Annotated in this window: 18 protein-coding genes and 2 pseudogenes; 7 read left to right on the top strand and 13 right to left on the bottom strand. The window is 73.7% G+C overall.

The window, feature by feature from the left end; all coding sequences use genetic code 11:
* The first annotated feature begins 69 nt into the window (after window positions 1–69).
* Window positions 70–1,098: an acyl-CoA dehydrogenase family protein gene (locus OG440_RS34470; protein ID WP_406010665.1), complete on the top strand. Its 1,029-nt coding sequence runs from the start codon at window positions 70–72 to the stop codon at window positions 1,096–1,098.
* Between the two features lie 89 nt (window positions 1,099–1,187).
* Here the strand turns inward: OG440_RS34470 and ssuE are convergent, their stop codons facing one another.
* From ssuE to OG440_RS34445, 5 genes are all read right to left on the bottom strand, one after another.
* A complete protein-coding gene (gene ssuE / locus OG440_RS34465) occupies window positions 1,188–1,742 on the bottom strand; it encodes an NADPH-dependent FMN reductase (protein ID WP_406010664.1) in 555 nt (184 codons plus the stop codon).
* Window positions 1,743–2,206: 464 nt separating this feature from the next.
* Complete coding sequence (locus OG440_RS34460; protein ID WP_350786652.1) at window positions 2,207–2,284, bottom strand: putative leader peptide; 78 nt, start codon at window positions 2,282–2,284, stop codon at window positions 2,207–2,209.
* Between the two features lie 251 nt (window positions 2,285–2,535).
* Window positions 2,536–2,703, bottom strand: a complete 168-nt coding sequence (locus tag OG440_RS34455; protein ID WP_176741484.1) for a hypothetical protein — start codon at window positions 2,701–2,703, stop codon at window positions 2,536–2,538.
* Window positions 2,704–2,776: 73 nt separating this feature from the next.
* Window positions 2,777–4,882, bottom strand: coding sequence for an MMPL family transporter (locus OG440_RS34450; RefSeq protein ID WP_406010663.1), 2,106 nt, complete (start codon window positions 4,880–4,882; stop codon window positions 2,777–2,779).
* 240 nt (window positions 4,883–5,122) lie between these two features.
* The gene (locus OG440_RS34445; protein ID WP_406010662.1) at window positions 5,123–5,629 is read right to left on the bottom strand and encodes a MarR family winged helix-turn-helix transcriptional regulator; all 507 of its coding nucleotides are present in this window, start codon (window positions 5,627–5,629) and stop codon (window positions 5,123–5,125) included.
* A 124-nt stretch (window positions 5,630–5,753) separates the two neighbouring features.
* On the opposite strand from OG440_RS34445, the gene OG440_RS34440 reads away from it, so the two are divergent.
* Both OG440_RS34440 and OG440_RS34435 read left to right on the top strand, forming a co-directional pair.
* Window positions 5,754–7,271: an SDR family oxidoreductase gene (locus OG440_RS34440; protein WP_406010661.1), complete on the top strand. Its 1,518-nt coding sequence runs from the start codon at window positions 5,754–5,756 to the stop codon at window positions 7,269–7,271.
* A gap of 150 nt (window positions 7,272–7,421) precedes the next feature.
* On the top strand, window positions 7,422–8,795 hold the full coding sequence (locus tag OG440_RS34435) for a cryptochrome/photolyase family protein (RefSeq protein WP_406010660.1): 1,374 nt from the start codon (window positions 7,422–7,424) through the stop codon (window positions 8,793–8,795).
* A gap of 115 nt (window positions 8,796–8,910) precedes the next feature.
* On the opposite strand, the gene OG440_RS34430 is transcribed toward OG440_RS34435, so the two are convergent.
* Window positions 8,911–9,879: a MerR family transcriptional regulator gene (locus tag OG440_RS34430; protein ID WP_406010659.1), complete on the bottom strand. Its 969-nt coding sequence runs from the start codon at window positions 9,877–9,879 to the stop codon at window positions 8,911–8,913.
* A gap of 139 nt (window positions 9,880–10,018) precedes the next feature.
* On the opposite strand from OG440_RS34430, the gene OG440_RS34425 reads away from it, so the two are divergent.
* The 3 genes from OG440_RS34425 (at window position 10,019) to OG440_RS34415 (ending at window position 12,101) form a co-directional block, all read left to right on the top strand.
* Complete coding sequence (locus OG440_RS34425) at window positions 10,019–10,612, top strand: sigma-70 family RNA polymerase sigma factor (protein WP_406010658.1); 594 nt, start codon at window positions 10,019–10,021, stop codon at window positions 10,610–10,612.
* A 155-nt stretch (window positions 10,613–10,767) separates the two neighbouring features.
* Window positions 10,768–11,352, top strand: coding sequence for a sigma-70 family RNA polymerase sigma factor (locus tag OG440_RS34420; protein ID WP_406010657.1), 585 nt, complete (start codon window positions 10,768–10,770; stop codon window positions 11,350–11,352).
* Window positions 11,349–12,101, top strand: a complete 753-nt coding sequence (locus OG440_RS34415; RefSeq protein WP_406010656.1) for an anti-sigma factor domain-containing protein — start codon at window positions 11,349–11,351, stop codon at window positions 12,099–12,101. The genes OG440_RS34420 and OG440_RS34415 overlap by 4 nt, the downstream gene beginning before the upstream one ends.
* Before the next feature lie 74 nt (window positions 12,102–12,175).
* On the opposite strand, the gene OG440_RS34410 is transcribed toward OG440_RS34415, so the two are convergent.
* The 5 genes and pseudogenes from OG440_RS34410 to OG440_RS34390 all read right to left on the bottom strand — a co-directional run.
* On the bottom strand, window positions 12,176–12,301 hold the full coding sequence (locus OG440_RS34410) for a hypothetical protein (protein ID WP_406011577.1): 126 nt from the start codon (window positions 12,299–12,301) through the stop codon (window positions 12,176–12,178).
* A complete protein-coding gene (locus OG440_RS34405) occupies window positions 12,301–12,426 on the bottom strand; it encodes a hypothetical protein (RefSeq protein ID WP_406011576.1) in 126 nt (41 codons plus the stop codon). Before OG440_RS34405 ends, OG440_RS34410 begins: the two co-directional genes overlap by 1 nt.
* Before the next feature lie 63 nt (window positions 12,427–12,489).
* Window positions 12,490–13,809 (bottom strand): class I SAM-dependent methyltransferase, encoded by a 1,320-nt coding sequence (locus OG440_RS34400; RefSeq protein WP_406010655.1) that lies wholly within the window; start codon window positions 13,807–13,809, stop codon window positions 12,490–12,492.
* Window positions 13,806–13,947, bottom strand: a pseudogene (locus tag OG440_RS34395) (SAM-dependent methyltransferase); the annotation flags it as partial. The pseudogene OG440_RS34395 and the gene OG440_RS34400, both read right to left, overlap by 4 nt.
* Before the next feature lie 26 nt (window positions 13,948–13,973).
* A pseudogene (locus OG440_RS34390) lies at window positions 13,974–14,479 on the bottom strand (NAD(P)-binding protein); the annotation flags it as partial.
* A 318-nt stretch (window positions 14,480–14,797) separates the two neighbouring features.
* On the opposite strand from OG440_RS34390, the gene OG440_RS34385 reads away from it, so the two are divergent.
* Entirely contained in the window at window positions 14,798–15,238 is a 441-nt protein-coding gene (locus tag OG440_RS34385; protein ID WP_406010654.1) for an SPW repeat protein, read from the top strand.
* A gap of 107 nt (window positions 15,239–15,345) precedes the next feature.
* Here OG440_RS34385 and OG440_RS34380 read toward each other — a convergent pair whose 3' ends face one another.
* Entirely contained in the window at window positions 15,346–16,785 is a 1,440-nt protein-coding gene (locus OG440_RS34380; RefSeq protein ID WP_406010653.1) for a hydrolase, read from the bottom strand.
* Between the two features lie 472 nt (window positions 16,786–17,257).
* Window positions 17,258–18,034: a GNAT family N-acetyltransferase gene (locus OG440_RS34375; protein WP_406010652.1), complete on the bottom strand. Its 777-nt coding sequence runs from the start codon at window positions 18,032–18,034 to the stop codon at window positions 17,258–17,260.
* Window positions 18,035–18,374 lie beyond the last annotated feature (340 nt).

The raw sequence follows: 18,374 nt of genomic DNA, 5'->3' as shown, positions 1-18,374 counted from the left end.
CACCTCCTACACGAACGGCGACCCCCCGGATCGACACCCCGCGCCACGAAACCCGGAAGAATCCTGCCCATGACCGCTCCGCACCCCCTCGTCGCCCGCGCCCGCAGCCTCGCGGACGACCTCCTCGCCCCGCACGCCGAACAGGTCGACCAGGGTGAAGTGCCCGCGAGCCACCTCGCGGAGATCAGGCGCTCGGGCCTGCTCGGGCTGAACGCGCCGAAGGAGTACGGCGGGGCCGCGGCACCCGGTGCGGTGCTGCGCGAGACGACGGAGATCCTGGCCGGGGCGTGCTGCTCGACCTGGTTCGTCCAGGCACAGCACCACACGCCGGTGCTGACCCTGGCCCGGAACGAGGGCCCGGCGCGCGAGCGCCTCCTCGGCCCGCTGGCGACCGGCGAGCTGCTGTCGGGGGTGGCGTACGCGCACCTGCGGGCGTATCCGCGCGTCCCCGTCCGGGTCACCCGGGAGCGGGCCGGCCGGCGCTTCGACGGGGCGGTCCCCTGGTACACCGGGTGGGGCCTGAACGACCTGCTGCTGCTCGCCGGAGTCACCGACACCGGCGAGGTCGTGTTCGCGTTCACCGAGGCACGGGAGCAGCCGGGCCTGCGCGCCTCGGCCCCGATGCGCCTCGCCGCCCTCACCGCGGCCCGCACGGTCTCCCTGGAACTGGACGGCCTGTGGCTCCCGGAGGAGGCGGTCGCGCTGCGCACCCCGCACGAACGCTGGTCGGCCGCCGACCGCCTCAAGACGGCCAACGCCAACCCGGCGGTCTTCGGCGTCACGGAGGCGGCCCTGACCCTGCTGGACGAGAACACGGCGGCCCCGCTGCGTACCCGCCTCACGGAGGTCCGCACCCAGGCCTACGCCCTGGCCGACGGTTCGGCGCCCCACGAACGCCTGACGGACCGCCTGGCCCTGCGGACACAGGCCTCCGAGGTGATGCGGGCGGCCACCACGGCAGCGGTGGTGAGCGGCGGCGGGCGCTCCATGCTGCTGACGAACAAGGCCCAACGCCTGGCACGGGAAGCCCTGTTCCTCATGGTCCAGGCCCAGACCCGGGAGTCACGGTCGTCCCACCTCGACGCCCTGACGGGCTGACGGGCTGACGGGCTGACCGCTGACCGGCCGGCCCACCGGCCGACCGGCGGCTCACGGTGCGGCAGGGCGCGCCGGACGGGGTCGGGCGGTCAACTCGCCGCCGCCAGGTACGGCGTGCGCCCGAGAGCGGCCGAGAACTGGTCGACGACGTGGGTGAGCGCCTCGGTGGCGGTCGGGGCGACCGTCACGGTGCCGTCCTCGTGGGCGGTGATGTCCTTGTCGAGCGTGAACCAGCCCTGCACGACATGGGCCGCGCCCATGGAATTGAGCACGGGACGCAAGGCGTAGTCGATGGCGAGGACATGGGCGGTGGAGCCGCCGGTGGCCAGTGGCAGGACCGTCTTGCCGGTGAGCGCGTACTGCGGGAGCAGGTCGAGGAGCGCCTTGAGGACACCGGAGTAGGACGCCTTGTAGACCGGGGTGCCCACCACGACACCGTCGGCGCGCGCGAAGAGCTCGGTGGCCTCGACGATCGCCGGGTGGCGGAAGTCCGCGCCGAGCAGGGCCTCGGCCGGGATCGTACGGACGTCGAGCGGGATCACCTCGTGTCCCTGGGCCGCGAGCCGCTGGTCGAGATGGCGCAGCAGACGGCCGGTGCGGGAGGAGGCGGAAGGGCTGCCGGAGACGGACAGGACGGTGGCCATGGGTCCTCTTTCGAAGGAGCGCGGAGCGTCTCGCCGGGGCGGGGCGCTCCGGTGGGAGCGGTCGGGATCACCAGGTGGGTGCGGGCAGTTCGCCCTCGAGGACCCGGCTGCCGGCCTGGAGGCGCTGGTGCGCGACGGGATCGTGCAGCGCGTGAGGGCTACAGGACATGCGTGGGGATGAACTCTGCCCGGGTGTGCCAGAGTCGGGAGTCGGACGTGGGGAGCCTGAAGTCGGGAGTCGGGAGCCGGGCCTTCTGCTCGCGGACGGTGACGTTCACGGGCGGGGCGGTCCTGCGTGATTCCCGGTGCGCAACGCTCTCCGGCACGACGGACTCACGGCGCGGACCCGAGTCGGCGGTGCACCGGAGGCACGCTGTCACCGGCGGGGTCAGGACACCAAGAGACGAGCGGGCGCGGTGAGTTCGGCCGGAGAAGGAAAAGCGCGGCGGATCGCGAGAAGGGGATCAGGCCGCGGCGCAACAGGAGGCGCTGGAGACGCGCGCGAGGTCGACATGGCGTCGCCGCGTGAGGTCCAGTCGCATCTGCATGTCGTCGATCGTGGCAGCCGCCCGCGACGGCAGTCAAGGCAAACCCGGCAGGTCTCGTATCGCGGACCACGGACTTTCCCGAGGACGCGGCAGACGGACCCTTGCACGGACTCACGGACTCACAAGCTGCGGGATGCGGACGGCACGCGAAGTCCCGACGGCGAGCGCGGCACCCGGGCGCCGCGGGGACGGGACCACCGGGGTGTCCGTCCTGCCGCGCCCGGGCCGCGCGTGCCCGTGGGGGTTCAGTCCTCGTCGCCGAGGGGGACCACGACGAGGAAGGCGTCCGACTTCAGGTCCATGACCACGGTGGCGGGCTCCCCCTCGGCCCGCCGCCGAGCCGCGTACTCCTCCGCCGGCCATGATCCTCGCGGGGATCCTGCGGGGAATCGCTCCAACACCTTCGCGCTCATAGCGGCAGACACCTCCCGTGCGACACGGACACCTTCTCTGGGGTTCGGTTGCCCTGGATCGGCACGAGCATGTTCAGCTCCGTTCCGACGGTTCGTCAGCCGCCGCGCGTGGGCCGCGCCCGAGCCGTCCCGGCCACCAGGCGGGTGCGCCGATGTCCCGTACCAGCGCGGGCACCAGCAGCGAGCGCACCACGAGGGTGTCGAGCAGGACGCCGAAGGCGACGATGAAGGCGATCTGGGCCAGGAAGGCCAGCGGGATCACCCCGAGCGCGGCGAACGTGGCGGCGAGCACCACACCCGCCGAGGTGATGACACCGCCGGTGGTGACCAGACCCCGCAGGACGCCCTCGCGGACGCCGTGCCGCAGGGACTCCTCGCGCACCCGGGACATGAGGAAGATGTTGTAGTCGACGCCCAGCGCCACCAGGAACACGAAGCCGTACAGCGGTACGGACGGATCGGTGCCGCTGAAACCGAACACGTGCCGGAACACCAGAGCGGAGACGCCCAGGGTGGCGAGGAAGTTCAGCGCCACCGTGGCCACCAGCAGTGCGGGCATCAGCAGCGAGCGCAGCAGGGCCGTCAGGATGAGGAAGATGATGGCGAGGACGACGGGGACGATGAGGGTGCGGTCGCGTTCGGCGGTGCGCAGGGTGTCGTACCGCTGGGCCGTGTAGCCGCCGACGAGGGCGTCCGCGCCGGGGACGGCGTGCAGGGAGGTGCGCAGGCGCGCCACCGTCCGCAGTGCGGCGTCGCCGTCCGCGGCGGAGTCGAGGGTGACGTCCACCCGGACCCGCCCGTCGACCACCAGGGGTTCGCCGCCGGGCCGGCCGGACCCGGTGGTACCGGCCGCGGAGGCGACCCCCTCGGTGCCCCGGGCCGCGGCGAGGACCTCCGCCAGCCGGTCGGCGTCGGCGACGACCACGGTGGGGTTGCCGGAGCCTCCGGGGAAGTGCCGGCCCGGGGTCTCCTGCGCGGCGACGGAGGGGGCGTCGTTCACGAAGGTCTCGTCGAGGGGGACGCCCTTCGAGGCGAGCGTCGGGGCGAAGGCTGCCCCGGCCAGCAGGACGGCGAGGGTCACCGCCCAGACCCGGCGCGGCGCCCGGTCGACGAGGCCGGCGACGCGCTGCCAGACGCCGTGGCCCGCGCCGCCCGCCGCCATGCGGGCGGGCCAGTACGCGGCCCGGCCGAGGAGGACCAGGACGGCGGGCAGGAAGGTCAGCGTGCCGAGCACGGCGCAGCCGATGCCGATGGCGCCGACCGGCCCGAGCGCGCGGTTGTTGGTGAGGTCGCTGAGCAGCAGGGCGAGCAGCCCCAGGGCGACGGTCGCGGCACTGGCGACGACGGCGCCCCAGGACTTGCGCAGCGCGGCCGTGATGGCGGCGAACCGGTCGGTGCGCGCGGCGAGTTCCTCCCGGTACCGGGCGGTGAGCAGCAGGGCGTAGTCGGTGGCCGCGCCGATCACCAGGATGGAGAGGATGCCCTGGACCTGTCCGTCGACGCGCACGACGTCGTGGTCGGCGAGCGCGTACACGACCGCGCAGGCGAGGCCGAGGGCGAAGACCGCGCCGAGGATGATCACCAAGGGGAGCAGCACGCTGCGGTACACGAGCAGCAGGATGACGAGGACGGTGACCAGCGCGACGGCGAGCAGCAGTCCGTCGATGCCGGCGAAGGCGTCGGACAGGTCGGCCTGGGTCGCGGCCGGTCCGGCCAGCGCGACCGTCGCGCCGGGGACGCGGTCGGCGGCGGCTCGGATCCGGTCGAGGGTCGGGGCGAGGTCGTCCCCGAGGTCGGGGCGCAGGGGCACCACGCCTTCGATGGCCTCCCCGTCCTGGGAGAGCAACGCGGGCGACACGTCACCGGCCACGCCCGGGTCGTCGGCGAGCGAGGCGAGTGCCCGACCGGCGGCGCCCCGTCGGTCCTGGACCCCGGTCGCGGCCTCCGTGTCCGCGGTCCAGACGACGATCGCCGGGAGCGTCTCGTTCTGCCGGAAGGCGCGTTGCGCGGCGATGACCTCGGTCGACTCGGCGCTGCGGGGCAGGAACGCGGCCTGGTCGTTGGTGGCGACCTCGCCGAGACGGCCGGCGTAGGGGCCGAGGACGCCGCCCACGCCGAGCCATACGGCGACGAGGAGGACCGGCACGAGCCAGCGGGCGCGTCGGGGTGTGGTGGACATCGTTCTCCAGCTCGAAGAGTAAGTATCTCAACAACAAACAATCTCAATGATTGAGTAAGTTGCTGTCGAGCGATCGTAGACGTTGCCCGTCCTTCTGCCCTCGGCCGGTCCCCGGATGCGGCGGACCGGGGCCTTTTTCGGCGCGCACCGGGACCATCCGCGCCCGGCGCCCGTCCCCGCGCCTTGGCGACTCGGCGCCTTGGTGACGTGGCGCCCAGGTGACTCGCGTCGTTGTCGGTCTCAGCCCCGGGGAGAGGTGATCCCGGACAGTTCCTCGCCCATCGCCGTGAGGAAGCGCAGCACCACCGACAGCTCGGCCTCGGTGAACCGCGAGCGCGCGGCCTGGGTCGCCTCGGCCAGCGGCCGGAAGTAGGAGCGGGCCACCGACCGGGCGTCGGCCGCGTAGTACAGGTGGACCACCCGGCGGTCGGCACTCTCCCGCACCCGGCGGATGTGCCCCGCGCGCTCCAGCCGGTCCACGCACGCGGTCACGGCGCCGGAGGTGAGACCGAGATGCTCGCGCAGCCGCTTCGGGGTCATCGGCTCGTCCGCGTCCAGGATCGCGGCGAGCGCCTGGACGTCCGTGGCGTGCAGCCCCTGGTCGCCCGCGAACCCGTGCACCAGCCGGTTGATCTCGCCGTTCATCCTGCGCAGCCGTACGGCGAAGGCGTGCAGGTCGGTCGGCGTCCCGGACGCCTCGGACGGCTGTCCCGGCACCCGCCCCTCACGGTCGTTCGCTGTGGCCACGGAGCCAGCGTAGTCGCCGTCCGCGATCACTCGTTCGTGCACAACAGCCCCCGCCGCATCCGCGGGCCTCCCGCGCGTGGAAGCGATCTGCGAGAGGGCCACCGACGCGAAGGAGCGAGGACTCATGACCGCAGACGGCCGCGGCACCCTGTGCCTGGTCACCGGCGCCACCGGATACATCGGCGGTCGGCTCGTCCCGGAGCTGCTCGCGGCGGGCCACCGGGTGCGCTGTATGGCCCGCTCCCCCGAGCGGCTGCGCGACCACCCGTGGGCGGGTGACGTCGAGAGGGTGCGCGGGGACGTCACGGACGCCGCGTCGGTCGCGGCGGCCCTGCGGGGGGTCGACGTCGCGTACTACCTGGTGCACGCGCTGGGTACCGGCGAGGACTTCGAGGAGACCGACCGGCGGGCGGCACGCGTCTTCGGCGAGCAGGCGCGCGCGGCGGGCGTACGTCGCATCGTCTATCTCGGCGGCCTCACCCCGGCCGGGGTGCCCGAACGTGACCTCTCGCCGCATCTGCGCTCCCGCGCCGAGGTGGGGAGGATCCTGCTCGACTCGGGGGTCCCCACCACCGTGCTGCGGGCCGCGGTCGTGATCGGCTCGGGCTCGGCCTCCTTCGAGATGCTGCGCTATCTGACCGAGCGGCTGCCGGTCATGGTCACGCCGAGCTGGGTGCACACCCGGATCCAGCCCGTGGCCGTGCGCGACGTGCTGCGCGCCCTCGTCGGCTCGGCCGGGATGCCCCAGGACGTCAGCCGGGCCTTCGACATCGGTGGGCCGGACGTCCTGACGTACCGCGAGATGATGGTCCGCTACGCCGCCGTCGCCGAACTGCCCCGCCGGCTCATCCTGTCCGTGCCCGTGCTCACCCCGCGCCTGTCCAGCCACTGGGTCGGGCTGGTGACCCCCGTGCCGGCGTCGATCGCACGGCCGCTCACCGAGTCGCTGCGGCACGAGGTGGTCTGCCACGAGCGGGACATCGTCCGGTACGTGCCGGATCCGCCCGGCCATCCGCTCGGTTTCGACGAGGCGGTCCGGTTCGCCCTGCGCAAGGTGCGCGACGCGCGGGTCGCCACCCGGTGGTCCTCCGCCTCCGTCCCGGGTGCCCCCAGCGACCCGTTGCCCACCGACCCCGGCTGGGCGGGCGGCAGCCTCTACACCGACGTCCGCGAACTGGCCGTCGACGCCCCCCGGGAGTCTCTGTGGCGGGTGATCGAGGGCATCGGCGGCGACAACGGCTGGTACTCCTTCCCGCTCGCCTGGGCCGTCCGCGGCCGGCTCGACCGGCTGGTCGGCGGGGTGGGGCTGCGCCGCGGCCGCCGGGACGCCGCACGGCTGCGCGTCGGCGACTCGCTGGACTTCTGGCGGGTCGAGGAGATCGAGCCCGGACACCTGCTCCGGCTGCGGGCCGAGATGCGGCTGCCGGGCCTGGCCTGGCTGGAGATGTACGCGGAGACGGACGCCCGCGGCCGTACCCGCTTCCGTCAGCGCGCGCTGTTCCACCCGCACGGGCTGCTCGGCCATGCCTACTGGTGGAGCGTCTCCCCCTTCCACGCCCTCGTCTTCGGCGGCATGGCCCGCAACATCGCCCAGGCGGCGGTGGCGGACTCGGCGGCGCGGGAGCGGGAGCCCGTCCGCTGACGAGCTCCCGGCGAGCGACCAGCCCGGCGCGGTCCCGCCGCATGCCCCGCCACTCCCGCATCCGCCGCATCCCCTGCATCCGCCGCATCCGCCGGGCGCCGCCTCCCGGAAGCAGTTGACCGTCCGACCCCCCTGCCCCGGAGCCCTGCCATGAACGTCTCGGTCGTCCTGTTCACCGCGGACCTGCGTCTGCACGACCACCCGCCGCTGCGCGCGGCCCTCGACGGGGCGCGGGAGGTGGTCCCGCTGTTCGTGCGCGACCGGGCCGTGCAGAGGGCCGGGTTCGCCGCGCCGAACCGGCTGGCGTTCCTCGCCGACTGTCTGCGCGATCTCGACGCGGGGCTCCGCGCGCGGGGCGGCCGGCTCGTCATCCGCTCGGGTGAGCTGGTCGAGCAGGTGTGCCGGGTGGCCGCCGAGGCGGACGCGGACGAGGTCCACCTGGCCGCCGACGTGAGCGCGCACGCGCGGCACCGCGAGGAACGGCTGCGGCGCGCCCTGGAGTCGGAGGGTGTGCGGCTGCATGTGCACGACGCGGTGACCACCGCCGTCGGTCCCGGAGCGGTGACGCCGACCTCCTCGGACCACTTCGCCGTCTTCACCCCGTACTTCGGACACTGGTCGCGGTGGCGGTTGCGCGTGCCCCTCGACGCGCCGGGGACCGTGCGGGTGCCGGACGGGGTCGGCTCGGAGGAGCTGCCCACCCGGGCGGGGCTGCCGGGGCTGTCGCCGGGGCTGGCCGCGGGGGGTGAGGAGGAGGGCCGGGAGCGGGCCGCCGCCTGGCTGCGGTCGGGCATCGGCGCCTACGAGGACCGGCACGACGACCTGGCGGGCGACGCGACCTCCCGGCTCTCGCCGCATCTGCACTTCGGCACCCTGTCCCCGGTGGAGCTCGTGCACCGGGCGCGCCGCGTCGGCGGGCCGGGAGCCGAGGCGTTCGTGCGGCAGCTGGCCTGGCGCGACTTCCACCGTCAGGTGCTGGCGGCCCGGCCCACCGCGACGAGCGCCGACTACCGCACCAAACACGACCGCTGGCGTTCGGAGCGCACGGCACGCGAGGACGTCGAGGCCTGGCGGGACGGCCGTACCGGCTATCCGGTGGTGGACGCTGCGATGCGGCAGCTGCGCCACGAGGGGTGGATGCACAACCGGGGACGGCTGCTCACCGCGAGCTTCCTGACCAAGACGCTGTACGTCGACTGGCGCGTCGGCGCCCGCCACTTCCTGGACCTGCTGGTCGACGGGGACGTGGCCAACAACCAGCTCAACTGGCAGTGGATGGCCGGGACCGGCACCGACTCGCGGCCCAACCGGGTCCTCAACCCCGTCACGCAGGCGAAGCGTTACGACCCCGACGGGGCGTACGTACGGCGCTGGGTGCCGGAGCTCGCGGGCCTGACGGCACCCGGGGTGCACGAGCCGTGGAAGCTGCCGCACGCGGACCGGGCGGCACTCGACTACCCGGATCCGATCGTCGAGCTCTCCGAAGGACTCGCCCGCTTCAAGCGGGCCAGGGAACGCTCCTGAGCGTCCGTCACCGGACGGACGCCCCGCTCGCCGAAAGGCCACGGACCCGGGTCGCCTGCGGGCCGGGGGCGAAGGCCGCCGGAACCGTCCGAGCGGCCGGGGCGGGTGGCGCTCGTCAGGCGTTGTAGGCCCCGGCCAGGAGGGTCAGGGCGTCGCTCAGCCCGGTCGGGCGGGGCAGGCCCGGGGTGGGGCGGCCGGCCCAGCCGGGACCGGCGAGCATCACGGTCGGGGCCCGGCGGGCTCCGGTGACGCCCCAGCGGGTCTCGGCGATGTGCCGGGCGAGGGGCAGGCTCGCGGTGGAGCGGGCCTGGGCCCACAGGACCACGGCCACCGGGCCCAGCCGCTGCACGGCCGCGGTCAGCGCCTCGACGGGCACCGCCGCCCCGAACATCCGCGTGGGGACGCCGAGCCGGCCGAGCCCCGCGTTGAGCGCCTCCAGCGGCAGGCTGTGCTGCTCGCCCGGCACACAGGCCAGCACCACCGGCCCGGGCCCGCCCCCCGTGACGTCACCCGGCACGACCGGGCGGGTGGCGCTGCGCAAGGCGGTGGAGACGTGCCAGGAAAGCAGGTGCTCCACCTCGACGTACCGGTCGCCGGACGAGGCCCACTTGCGTCCCACGGCGTGCAGGGTGGGCACCATCACCTCCTGCCAGGCGACGGTGAGTCCGTGCCGTTCGACGGCCATGGCCAGTTGCTCCGCGACGGCGGGCGCGTCGAGCCGTACGGCGGCGCGGGCCAGCCCCCGGCACTCCTGGCGGACATCGCCGCCGAACGGGAGGGCCCCGGCGGCGCCCGGCCGCGCGGCGGCCCCGCCCGTCGGTTCGGGGGAAGGCTGCGGCGTTCCCCGCTTCGCCGCCCGGGCCGCGTCCGCGGGCGGCACACCGGACGAGGTGAGCCGGCACATCGTCTCCAGTACGGCCACGTCCTCCGGCCGCCAGCGCCGGTGCCGCCCGTCGGCGCGGACGGCGGGTCCGATGCCGTAGCGGCGGTCCCAGGAACGCAGGGTGGTGGGTGCCACGCCGAGTCGGCGGGCCAGTGCCCCGGTCGTCAGACCGGCGTCGTCGGGGCTCGGGAAAGCGCTCATGGAGCGACGATACGACGCAGAAACGACGCATGTTGAGGCGCATGGTCCGCGGCTCGCAGGATGAGGTCACCGGGGCCCGCCCCGGAGCATGTCCCGGAACGGTCTGCGCGCAGGCCGCCCGACGCGAGGAGCCGTCGTCATGAGCCCGCAGCCGACCGCCGTGCCCTGTCCCGACCCGACGCGGGAGCCGCTCGCCGACGAGGAACTCGCCCGGGGCCTGGTGTCGGGCGACGACGCGTTCTTGGCCGCCGTGTACCACCGCTGGCGCCCGTTGGTGCACTCCCTCGCCCGGCATTCGCTCGGCGACTCCAGGGAGGCCGAGGACGTCACCCAGCTGGTGTTCCTCGGGGTGTGGAGCGGCCGTGCGGGGTACCGGCCCGAGCGGGGCGCGCTCGGGGGCTGGATCGTGGGCATCACCCGGCGCAAGATCGCCGACGCGCTGGCCGCCCGCACCCGCCGTCAGGAACTCGTCGCCTCGGCCGGCTCCTGGCTGACCCTGCGCGACCCCGGCCGCGGTCGTCCCGAGGAGGCCCTCGACCGCGTCCTGGTGCGCGGCGAACTCGCCCGGCTCCCGGAACCCCAGCGGCAGGTGCTGCGCCTGACCTTCTACGAGGACCTGACGCAGACGCAGATCGCCGAGCGCACGGGCTGGCCGCTGGGCACGGTCAAGAGCCACGCCCGGCGCGGCATGCTGCGGCTGCGCGGCCGCCTGGAGCCCGGACCGCTCGGCTGAGCGCACCCGCCCGCACGCGCGTTCCCCGGGCGAACCCGAATTCGACGCACAAACGCTGCGTTTGGATCCGCCAGGAAATTCCGGCCGGGGACCAATCCCCCGCCCCTCCCGCACCGGATTACGCCCGGAAACCCCGTACTCCCGAAGGATCCCCCGTGAAGGAAGCCGTCCACATCGGCCGGAACCCGGCCACCCAGCCGGATCCCCAGGAGTTGCTGGGCGCCGTGGCCCTGGGCGACCAGGAGGCCTTCGCGGGTCTCTACGACATCGTCGCGGGGCCGCTGCTCGGGGTGGTGCGCGCGGTGCTGCGCGACCCGGCGCAGTCGGAGGAGGTGGCGCAGGAGGTGCTGGTGGAGGTATGGCGCTCGGCACCCCGGTACCGGCCCGAGCGCGGCTCGGCCGTCAACTGGGTCCTGACCATGGCGCACCAGCGGGCCGTCGACCGGGTCCGCTCGGTCCAGGCCGCGGCGGCGCGCGAGCACCGGGCCGCACTGCTCGACCACGCGCCCGAGTACGACGAGGTCATCGAGCAGGTGGAGGCGCGGCTCGAACGGGAACAGGTGCGGCGCTGTCTGCGCACGCTGACCGAGATCCAGCGGCAGGCGGTGGAGCTCGCCTACTACCGGGGGCTGACGTACCGGCAGGTCGCGGAGGCGCTGGCGGTGCCCCTCGGCACGGTGAAGACCCGGCTCCGTGACGGGCTGATCCGGTTGCGCGACTGCCTGGGGGTGAGCGCGTGATCACGTCGGATCCGCACACGTTGTCGGGCGCGTACGCCCTGCACGCCCTGGAGGACGACGAACGTGCCGCCTTCGCACGCCATCTCGCGGGCTGCGAACCGTGTGCCCGTGAGGTGGAGGAGTTCACCGCGACGGCCGCCCGGCTGGGGCTGGCGGTGTCGCTGCGGCCGGCCCCCGGCACACGGGAGCAGGTGCTGCGGCGGATCGCCGGGGTCCGGCAGGCCACCCCGGCCCGGGCGCCCTGGGACCGTTCGGAACGCAGGGCGCGAAGGGCGTGGTGGGCGTCGCGCTGGGTCCTGGCCGCGTGTCTGGCGGCGACGGCCGCGCTGGGCGGCACGACGGTGTGGCAGTACCAACGCGCCGAGGACGCCCGTGCCGTGGCCGGCCGCTCGGAGCGCGCGTCCGCCGAGCTGTCCGCGGTGCTCGCGGCGCCCGACACCCGCTCGCGTACGGTCCGGCTGGCGGACGGGGCCGAGGCGACGGTGGTGGTGTCGGCGAGCCTCGACCGTGCGGTGTTCCTCGCCGCCGGGATGGCCGAGCCTCCGGGCGGCAAGGTGTACCAGCTGTGGTTCGACGAGCAGGGCGTCATGCGCGACGCGGGGCTGATGGATCCGCGTCGCACGAGTCAGGCGGTGGTGCTGCGGGGGACGGTGGACGACGCGTCCCGGGTGGGCATCACGGTCGAACCGGCGGGCGGCTCCGAGAAGCCCACCTTGCCGCCCGTCGCCCTGCTGCCGTTCCCCGCCTGACCCCTCCGGCGGGGAACGGCAGGGACGGCCGTCCGGGGGGCTCGTCCACCTGCCCCCCCGGACGGCCGCCCGGGTCAGCTCCTGGGCGGCCGGGGGAAGAAACCGCTCGTGCGGGAGACGTACTCGGCGTATCCGGGCCGCCCGGCCATGTGCCGTTCCAGGAGGGGCTTTCCGCTGCCTCTGATCAGCAGGAAGCTCATCACGACCGGGGAGACGGCGCGACCAGGGCCGAGACGGCGGAGTCGGTGAACGCGACGCCCCAGGCGACGTCCACGAGACGGTGGACGCCCTTGCGTACGGCCAGGACGAAGGTGACGAGCAGCACGGGCGAGGACCGCTGCGGCGGCCCAGGCGGGATCGAGCGCGAACGCGCGCCGGGGAAAGCCGCTCACGACTGCTCCAGCCCTCGGTACCAGTTCTCCGGACTGCCCGACATCCCGCTGTCCCCGAGCGGGGTCGGCCGCACGCAGAGGATCTGGTCGACGCCCATGCGGCCCTCCTCGAAGGCGAGCGCCCCGCCGACCAGGTAGAGCCGCCACACCCGGGCCGTCTCCTCGCCGACGAGCCGCACCACGTCCGCCCACCGGTCCTCCAGCGTCCGGTGCCAGGCGGCGACCGTGCGCACGTAGTGCTCGCGCAGCGACTCGGCGGACCGCACCTCGAGACCCGCGCCCTCCAGGAGCGTGACGGTCTCGCCCAGCGGCCGCATGTGCATGTCGGGTGCGATGTACGCCTCGATGAACGGACCGCCGCCCGGCGCGTTCCGCCCCCGCGACATCTGCTGCACGAGGACCCGGCCGCGCGGGCGGACCAGCCGGCGCAGCGCGGCGGCGAAGGCGGGGTACTCGGCGTCCCCGACGTGTTCGCCCATCTCGAGGGTGGCGACGGCGTCGTAGGCCCCGCCGTCGATGTCCCGGTAGTCCTGGCACACCACGTCGACCCGGTGCTCAAGTCCCCGCTCGCGCACCTCGCGCCGCACGTACGCGGCCTGTTCGTGTGCCAGGGTGACGGCGGTGACCTGGGCCTTGTGCCGCTCGGCGGCGTACAGGGTGAGCGAGCCCCAGCCGCACCCGATGTCGAGCAGCCGCGCGCCGGGGACGACGGCGAGCTTGCGGCAGACCAGCTCCAGCTTGGCGTACTGGGCCTCGGCGGGCGTCCGGTCGGGTTCCCCGTCGGCCCAGTAGCCGCACGAGTAGGCCATCGGCTCGCCGAGGAGGAGGCGGTAGAAGTCGTTGGACAGGTCGTAGTGATGGCTGATCGCGGCCCGGTCGCGAGCCCCGCTGTGCAGACCGCCGCGTAGTCGGGCCTGGGCGGCGGGCGGGGCCGGACGTGGTCCGACGGCGCCGAGCCGCAGCGCCTCGGCCGCGGTGCGGGCGCGGTCGGCGAGGGTGGACCGGGAGGCGTGCGGGCCCCGGTCCCGGGCGGCCGCCCACAGGGTGCGCAGCGCGTGCGCGAGGTCGCCCTCGATGTAGAGTTCGCCGGTCACATAGGCCTGGGCGAGGCCGAGTTCGCCGGGCTCCCAGAGCAGGCGGCGCAAGGCACGCCGGGAGCGTACGACCACGACGGGGCCGTCGGCGGGACCGGCCTCGCTGCCGTCCCAGGCGCGCAGCCGGACGGGCAGCGTCGTGCCGAGCGCGTCCTCGACGAGAGCGGCGAGCCGGTGGGCGGTGCCGGGCCGGGCGGTGCGGGCGGTGTACGCGTCGGTCATCGGGTCGGGTCCTCCTTGGTGAACAGGTACTGCTGGACGTCGAGGAAGCCGGAGCGGAAGCCGGCCTCGGAGTAGGCGAGGTAGAGGGTCCACATGCGGCGGAAGGGTGGCGTCGAAGCCGAGGGCGGCGACCTCGTCCGGATGGCGGCGGACCCGGCGACGGTCGACCAGGGGCGCGCGACGACCGGCGTCATGAGGTGCGCGCGGAAGTAGAGGGAGAAGCCCTCGCGGTCGAGGAACTCCCCCAGGGCGAAGGTGTCCTCGGCTCCGTGGGCGAGCAGGCGGCGGGCAGCGCGGTGGAAGACGGGGACCTCGGCGGGCATCCGCAGGTAGGACGGGCGCACGGCGTTGCGGGTCCGGGCCAGAAGGCCGGCGGGGCCGCGGGGTCCGGCGTATTCGAGCCCGCAGCCGTCGCACCCTACGGACATGCTCATCTCCGACTCCTGGGTGGAGACGCCGAGATCGTCGAAGAGCCGCAGCAGGTGGGGGTAGGTACGGCGGTTGTGCACGATGAACCCGGAGTCGACGCGGTGGGCCCGGCCGTCGGGTGCGGTGAGGTCGTGGGTGTGGGCGTGTCCGCCGAGCCGGCCGTCGGCCTCGTAGAGGGTGACCCGGCGGTTCCCCGACGCAGTACGTGCGCGGCGGTCAGCCCGGCGACCCCGCTGCCCACGACCGCCGTCCGCCGTCGCCCGTCGGACCGGGCCCCGGGTCTTTCTCGTGGCGCGACGCCGGTCGCCGCTGTCCTCCGCACCATCGTCCGCTCTCCCGTCCGCCCCGGTCCGGGGCCGCCGGGGGTAATCCGAGGCTGCGGCGGGAGCGGATTGGCGCAGGGGCCGGGATTCTTTACCGGCGGGACGAATGATCGGATGCGTGGACAGTACGTGCGACCTCTACACATAAAGGACAAATAAGAGCAGACTGGAGAGGCGCGGCACTTACCGCACACCGCTCCGCAGCGGTCGGGCCTGGAAGTCGAAGGAGACGAATCATGGCCAACGTCTCGCCCACCAGAGGTGACATGTCGACGCACCCCGACGTTCCCGAGATGCAGGCGCGGTACGCCCGCATGCTCGGCGGTCGTGATGTGGCGCTCGTGGACGGACCCGTGTTCCTGCTCGGTCTGTACTGCGCCGTGTCCCCGTGGATACTGCACTACACCGCGAGCCAGCCCGCGCTCATGACCCACAACCTGATCGTCGGGATCGCGATCGGCCTGCTGGCGCTCGGCTTCACCGCGGCTCCCGCGCGGATGTACGGCCTGAGCTGGGCCATGTGCGCACTGGGCATCTGGATGATCATCGCGCCCTGGGTCGTCGGCGACAGCCCCGACGCCGGCGTCGTGGTCAACAACATCGTCATCGGCGCGCTGGCCCTGATCCTGGGGCTGATGTGCACCGCCACGGTGGCGAGGAGCACCCCGCAGCCGTAAGACCTGTTTCGCACCCCGGACGGCGGCCGGGTCGATCCGCCCGTGTGGACCGACCCGGCCGTCGTGTCATACGGCCGCCCGGCGGGGCGACCCGACCCGGCGTGCCGCTAGGTGATGTCGAGCGCCGTGTCGTCGACGACGAACGAGGTCTGGAGCTTGGAGCCTTCGGTGCTGGTGAACTTGAGCGTGACCGTCTGCCCGGCGTACCCGCTCAGGCCGAAGCTGCGCCGGGTGTAGCCGGAGGCCGCGTCGAGGTTCGAATACGAGGCCAGGGTGCCCAGGACCGTGCCGGAGCTGTTCAGGACCTGGATCTGGAGGGTGTCGTAGGCGGTGCTGGTCGTCTCCGCGGTGTCGATGTGCAGATAGAGACTGAGGGTGGCGGAGCAGCCCGACGGTATGGCCGCCGACTGGGAGAGGGTCTCGGTGCCCGCGGTGCCGTTGCCGCCCAGCCAGGCGTAGTAGGAGCCCGTACGGGCCGACTCGCTGCTGGAGTTGGTGATGACGCCACTGGTCGCGCTCCAGGTCGTGGCGCCGGACTCGAAGCCGGAGTTGCCGAGCACCTGGGTGTCGGCGCAGTCGGTGCCGCCGTCGTCGCCGCCCCCGCCGCCGCTCGCGCCGGAGAGCCACTCGGTGGCGTTCAGGGCGAGGGCCGCGTTGGTGGCGCCGGTGTCGTTCCAGCCGTCGTAGAGGGTGTTGCCGGACTGGCCGGTGCCGTCGTCGATGGGCGAGCTGTCACCCCAGAAGGCGACGCGGCCGATGCCGAAGGTGCTGGTGGCGAAGAAGGCGCCGGTGTTCCCGGAGTAGCCGCTGCGGTACAGCAGGCCCTTGACCGAGGAGTTGTCGGCCGGCTTGAGCGTGGCGGTGGTGCCGGAGGCGATCAGACTCTTGGTGACCGTCCCGAAGGAGCCGTGCAGGACCGGGTCGGTGCTGTCGCTGATCGCGGCCGGATAGCCGGAACTGATGGAGAGGGTGTCGACGGAGAAGCCGAACGGGTCGGTGGAGTCGACGCTGTTGTTGGTCATCAGATCGTTGAGGATCTCGACCGCGTCCTCGCCGTCGCTGTTGCGGTCGGCGCCCGTGTGGTCGGAGACCATGAACAGGCCGCCGCCGTTCTTCACGAAGTTCATGATCGCCGTCTTCTCGGCGGTGGTGAACAGCGTGTTGGGCTCCGGCAGGACCAGGGTGTCGAAGTTCGACAGGTCGGTGGCTGCCGTGCCGCCGTAGGTGAGGGCGCTCGTGGCGGTCTTGAGGCTGTAGTCGCCGGTCTTCTGGAGGGCGACGCCCCACGACGACAGCGCGCCGGTCCAGTCGGTCTCCGAGGACGGGGAGGAGTCCTGGGAGAGCGGGTCGGGCTTGCTGGACGAGACGATCCAGTCCGCGTTGCCCGCCTCCTCCGCGTGGCCGTCGTCGAACAGGATGCGGTGGGGGGTGGCCGCGTGGGCGGGCGTGGCGCTGGTGCTGACCTGAAGGGCTGCTCCGGTGACGAGCAGCCCGAGTCCGGCCAGGACGGTGGTGACCTTTCGACGGGATCCCTGTGATCCGAGCATCCGGCGAACCTCCGTGAGATGGGGGGACACGAGGCGGGTGCAGGTGCGGGCGCCAACATCTGCGCGCGTAGATTCCGCATTCGAGGGTTCTACCCGCGTTGAACGATTGAAAGGTACATGGCATGACGGAGCGGTGAACATCAAACGCCGGCAATAATGCGAGCGAAAACGTCAACACCTGGCGGCACGACATCACTCTTCAGTGTGCCGCCGACGGTCACGGTCGGCACGCGGTCGGCGCGGCGGCCGCGTCCGTCGTCCGGACGACCGGATCGGATGCCTCGACGAGACGACGTCCGGCCTGCGCGCCCGCCCGGTGGCACCCGCGGACGGACCGGGAGCCGCCGGACCAGGGGCGAGGAGCGTCGATCCCGAGGCGCCGGACCTAGGGCGTCGCCCCGGAAGCGCCGGACCAGCAGCGGGACCAGGAGCACCGAGTCAGGGGTCGCGCCCGCCCGTCGGGCGTCGGCCCCTACCGCGCGTACACGTACGGCGTCGTGGTGCTGAGGGGCGCGAAGCCCAGGCGTTCCAGGATGGGGCGGCTCTGGTCGGAGGCGTCGACCTGGAGGTAGCGGTAGCCGCGCTCGGCGGCGATGCGGGCGCGGTGGGCGATCAGCGCGCGGTAGATGCCACGTCCGCGCCAGCCCTCGACCGTGCCGCCGCCCCACAGGCCGGCGAAACGCGTTCCCGGGATGAGCTCCATCCGCGCCGAGCTCACCGGCACGTCCCCGGCCATCGCGAGGAGGGCCACGAGCGCGTCCGGGTCGGCGGCGAGCCGGGCGAGCAGGAGGTCGCGCAGCCAGGAGCCGTCGCGCCCGAACGCCTTCTCGTTCGCCTCGACCATGAGCTCGATACCCGCCCGGTCGGTGACGGGGACGATGCGGACGCCCTCGGGCGGCCCGACGTCGGCCGACTGGTCACCGGTCTCGCCGATCATCAGGGTCTCCTCGGGATCGGCGGTGAAACCGGCCGCCGTGAGCCGTTGCCCGAGGTCGGCCGGACGGTCGTGCCCGTGCAGCTTCCACTCGAACTCGTGGCCGAGCCCGGTGAAGTAGGCGACCTGCTCCGCGATCGCCGCGTCCGCGTCGGTCGCGTCCAGGTCCGACCAGAGCACCCCGCTCCAGCCGCCCTTGCCGCCGACATGGCGGACCACGCCCCCGGACCGTTCGACGCGCGCGTCGGAGCTCTCGGGGCGGGCGCCTTCGCGCATGTCCCGGTCGTACAGGGCGAGTACCGCAGCGTGATCCATCCGCCCACTCCAGCATCCCCGCCCGGCAGCGACAACGGAATTACCGGCGCCGGGACGAACGGGGCACCGCCGAGCCGTCCGGCCCTGCCGCCGACGGACACGCGCTCGACCGGCCGCGGTCACGGGCCGGGCAGGTGCGGTCGGGGTGGAGGAAGTTCTCAGGGTGAAGGAAAGCCCTCGGGGTGAGGGAGGGTCCCCGGGGGTGGAGGACGTCTTGTTCCTCGCAGTGGAGCGGCGACCGGGTGGGAACCCGGGGCAGGCCGGTCGCCCGGTGCCGCGGGGAGGCCGCCGAGGCGCTCGCCCGGGGATCCTGCCGCCGGCGATCCCTCGGCTGCGCCCT

This window comes from Streptomyces sp. NBC_00637, assembly GCF_045161545.1.
Classification (GTDB): Bacteria; Actinomycetota; Actinomycetes; order Streptomycetales; family Streptomycetaceae; genus Streptomyces.
The sequence above is the reverse complement of the archived record's forward strand: the minus strand, read 5'-3'. Positions and strand labels throughout refer to the sequence as shown.

Excerpts from the sequence above, each read along its gene's own strand:
- OG440_RS34455 (WP_176741484.1), bottom strand. The coding sequence starts at position 2,703 with ATGAGCGCGAAGGTGTTGGAGCGATTCCCCGCAGGATCCCCGCGAGGA.
- OG440_RS34430 (WP_406010659.1), bottom strand. The coding sequence starts at position 9,879 with ATGAGCGCTTTCCCGAGCCCCGACGACGCCGGTCTGACGACCGGGGCA.
- OG440_RS34375 (WP_406010652.1), bottom strand. The coding sequence starts at position 18,034 with ATGGATCACGCTGCGGTACTCGCCCTGTACGACCGGGACATGCGCGAA.
- OG440_RS34450 (WP_406010663.1), bottom strand. The coding sequence starts at position 4,882 with ATGTCCACCACACCCCGACGCGCCCGCTGGCTCGTGCCGGTCCTCCTC.
- ssuE (WP_406010664.1), bottom strand. The coding sequence starts at position 1,742 with ATGGCCACCGTCCTGTCCGTCTCCGGCAGCCCTTCCGCCTCCTCCCGC.
- OG440_RS34400 (WP_406010655.1), bottom strand. The coding sequence starts at position 13,809 with ATGACCGACGCGTACACCGCCCGCACCGCCCGGCCCGGCACCGCCCAC.
- OG440_RS34460 (WP_350786652.1), bottom strand. The coding sequence starts at position 2,284 with ATGCGACTGGACCTCACGCGGCGACGCCATGTCGACCTCGCGCGCGTC.
- OG440_RS34425 (WP_406010658.1), top strand. The coding sequence starts at position 10,019 with ATGAGCCCGCAGCCGACCGCCGTGCCCTGTCCCGACCCGACGCGGGAG.
- OG440_RS34440 (WP_406010661.1), top strand. The coding sequence starts at position 5,754 with ATGACCGCAGACGGCCGCGGCACCCTGTGCCTGGTCACCGGCGCCACC.
- OG440_RS34380 (WP_406010653.1), bottom strand. The coding sequence starts at position 16,785 with ATGCTCGGATCACAGGGATCCCGTCGAAAGGTCACCACCGTCCTGGCC.
- OG440_RS34435 (WP_406010660.1), top strand. The coding sequence starts at position 7,422 with ATGAACGTCTCGGTCGTCCTGTTCACCGCGGACCTGCGTCTGCACGAC.
- OG440_RS34470 (WP_406010665.1), top strand. The coding sequence starts at position 70 with ATGACCGCTCCGCACCCCCTCGTCGCCCGCGCCCGCAGCCTCGCGGAC.
- OG440_RS34410 (WP_406011577.1), bottom strand. The coding sequence starts at position 12,301 with ATGAGCTTCCTGCTGATCAGAGGCAGCGGAAAGCCCCTCCTGGAACGG.
- OG440_RS34385 (WP_406010654.1), top strand. The coding sequence starts at position 14,798 with ATGGCCAACGTCTCGCCCACCAGAGGTGACATGTCGACGCACCCCGAC.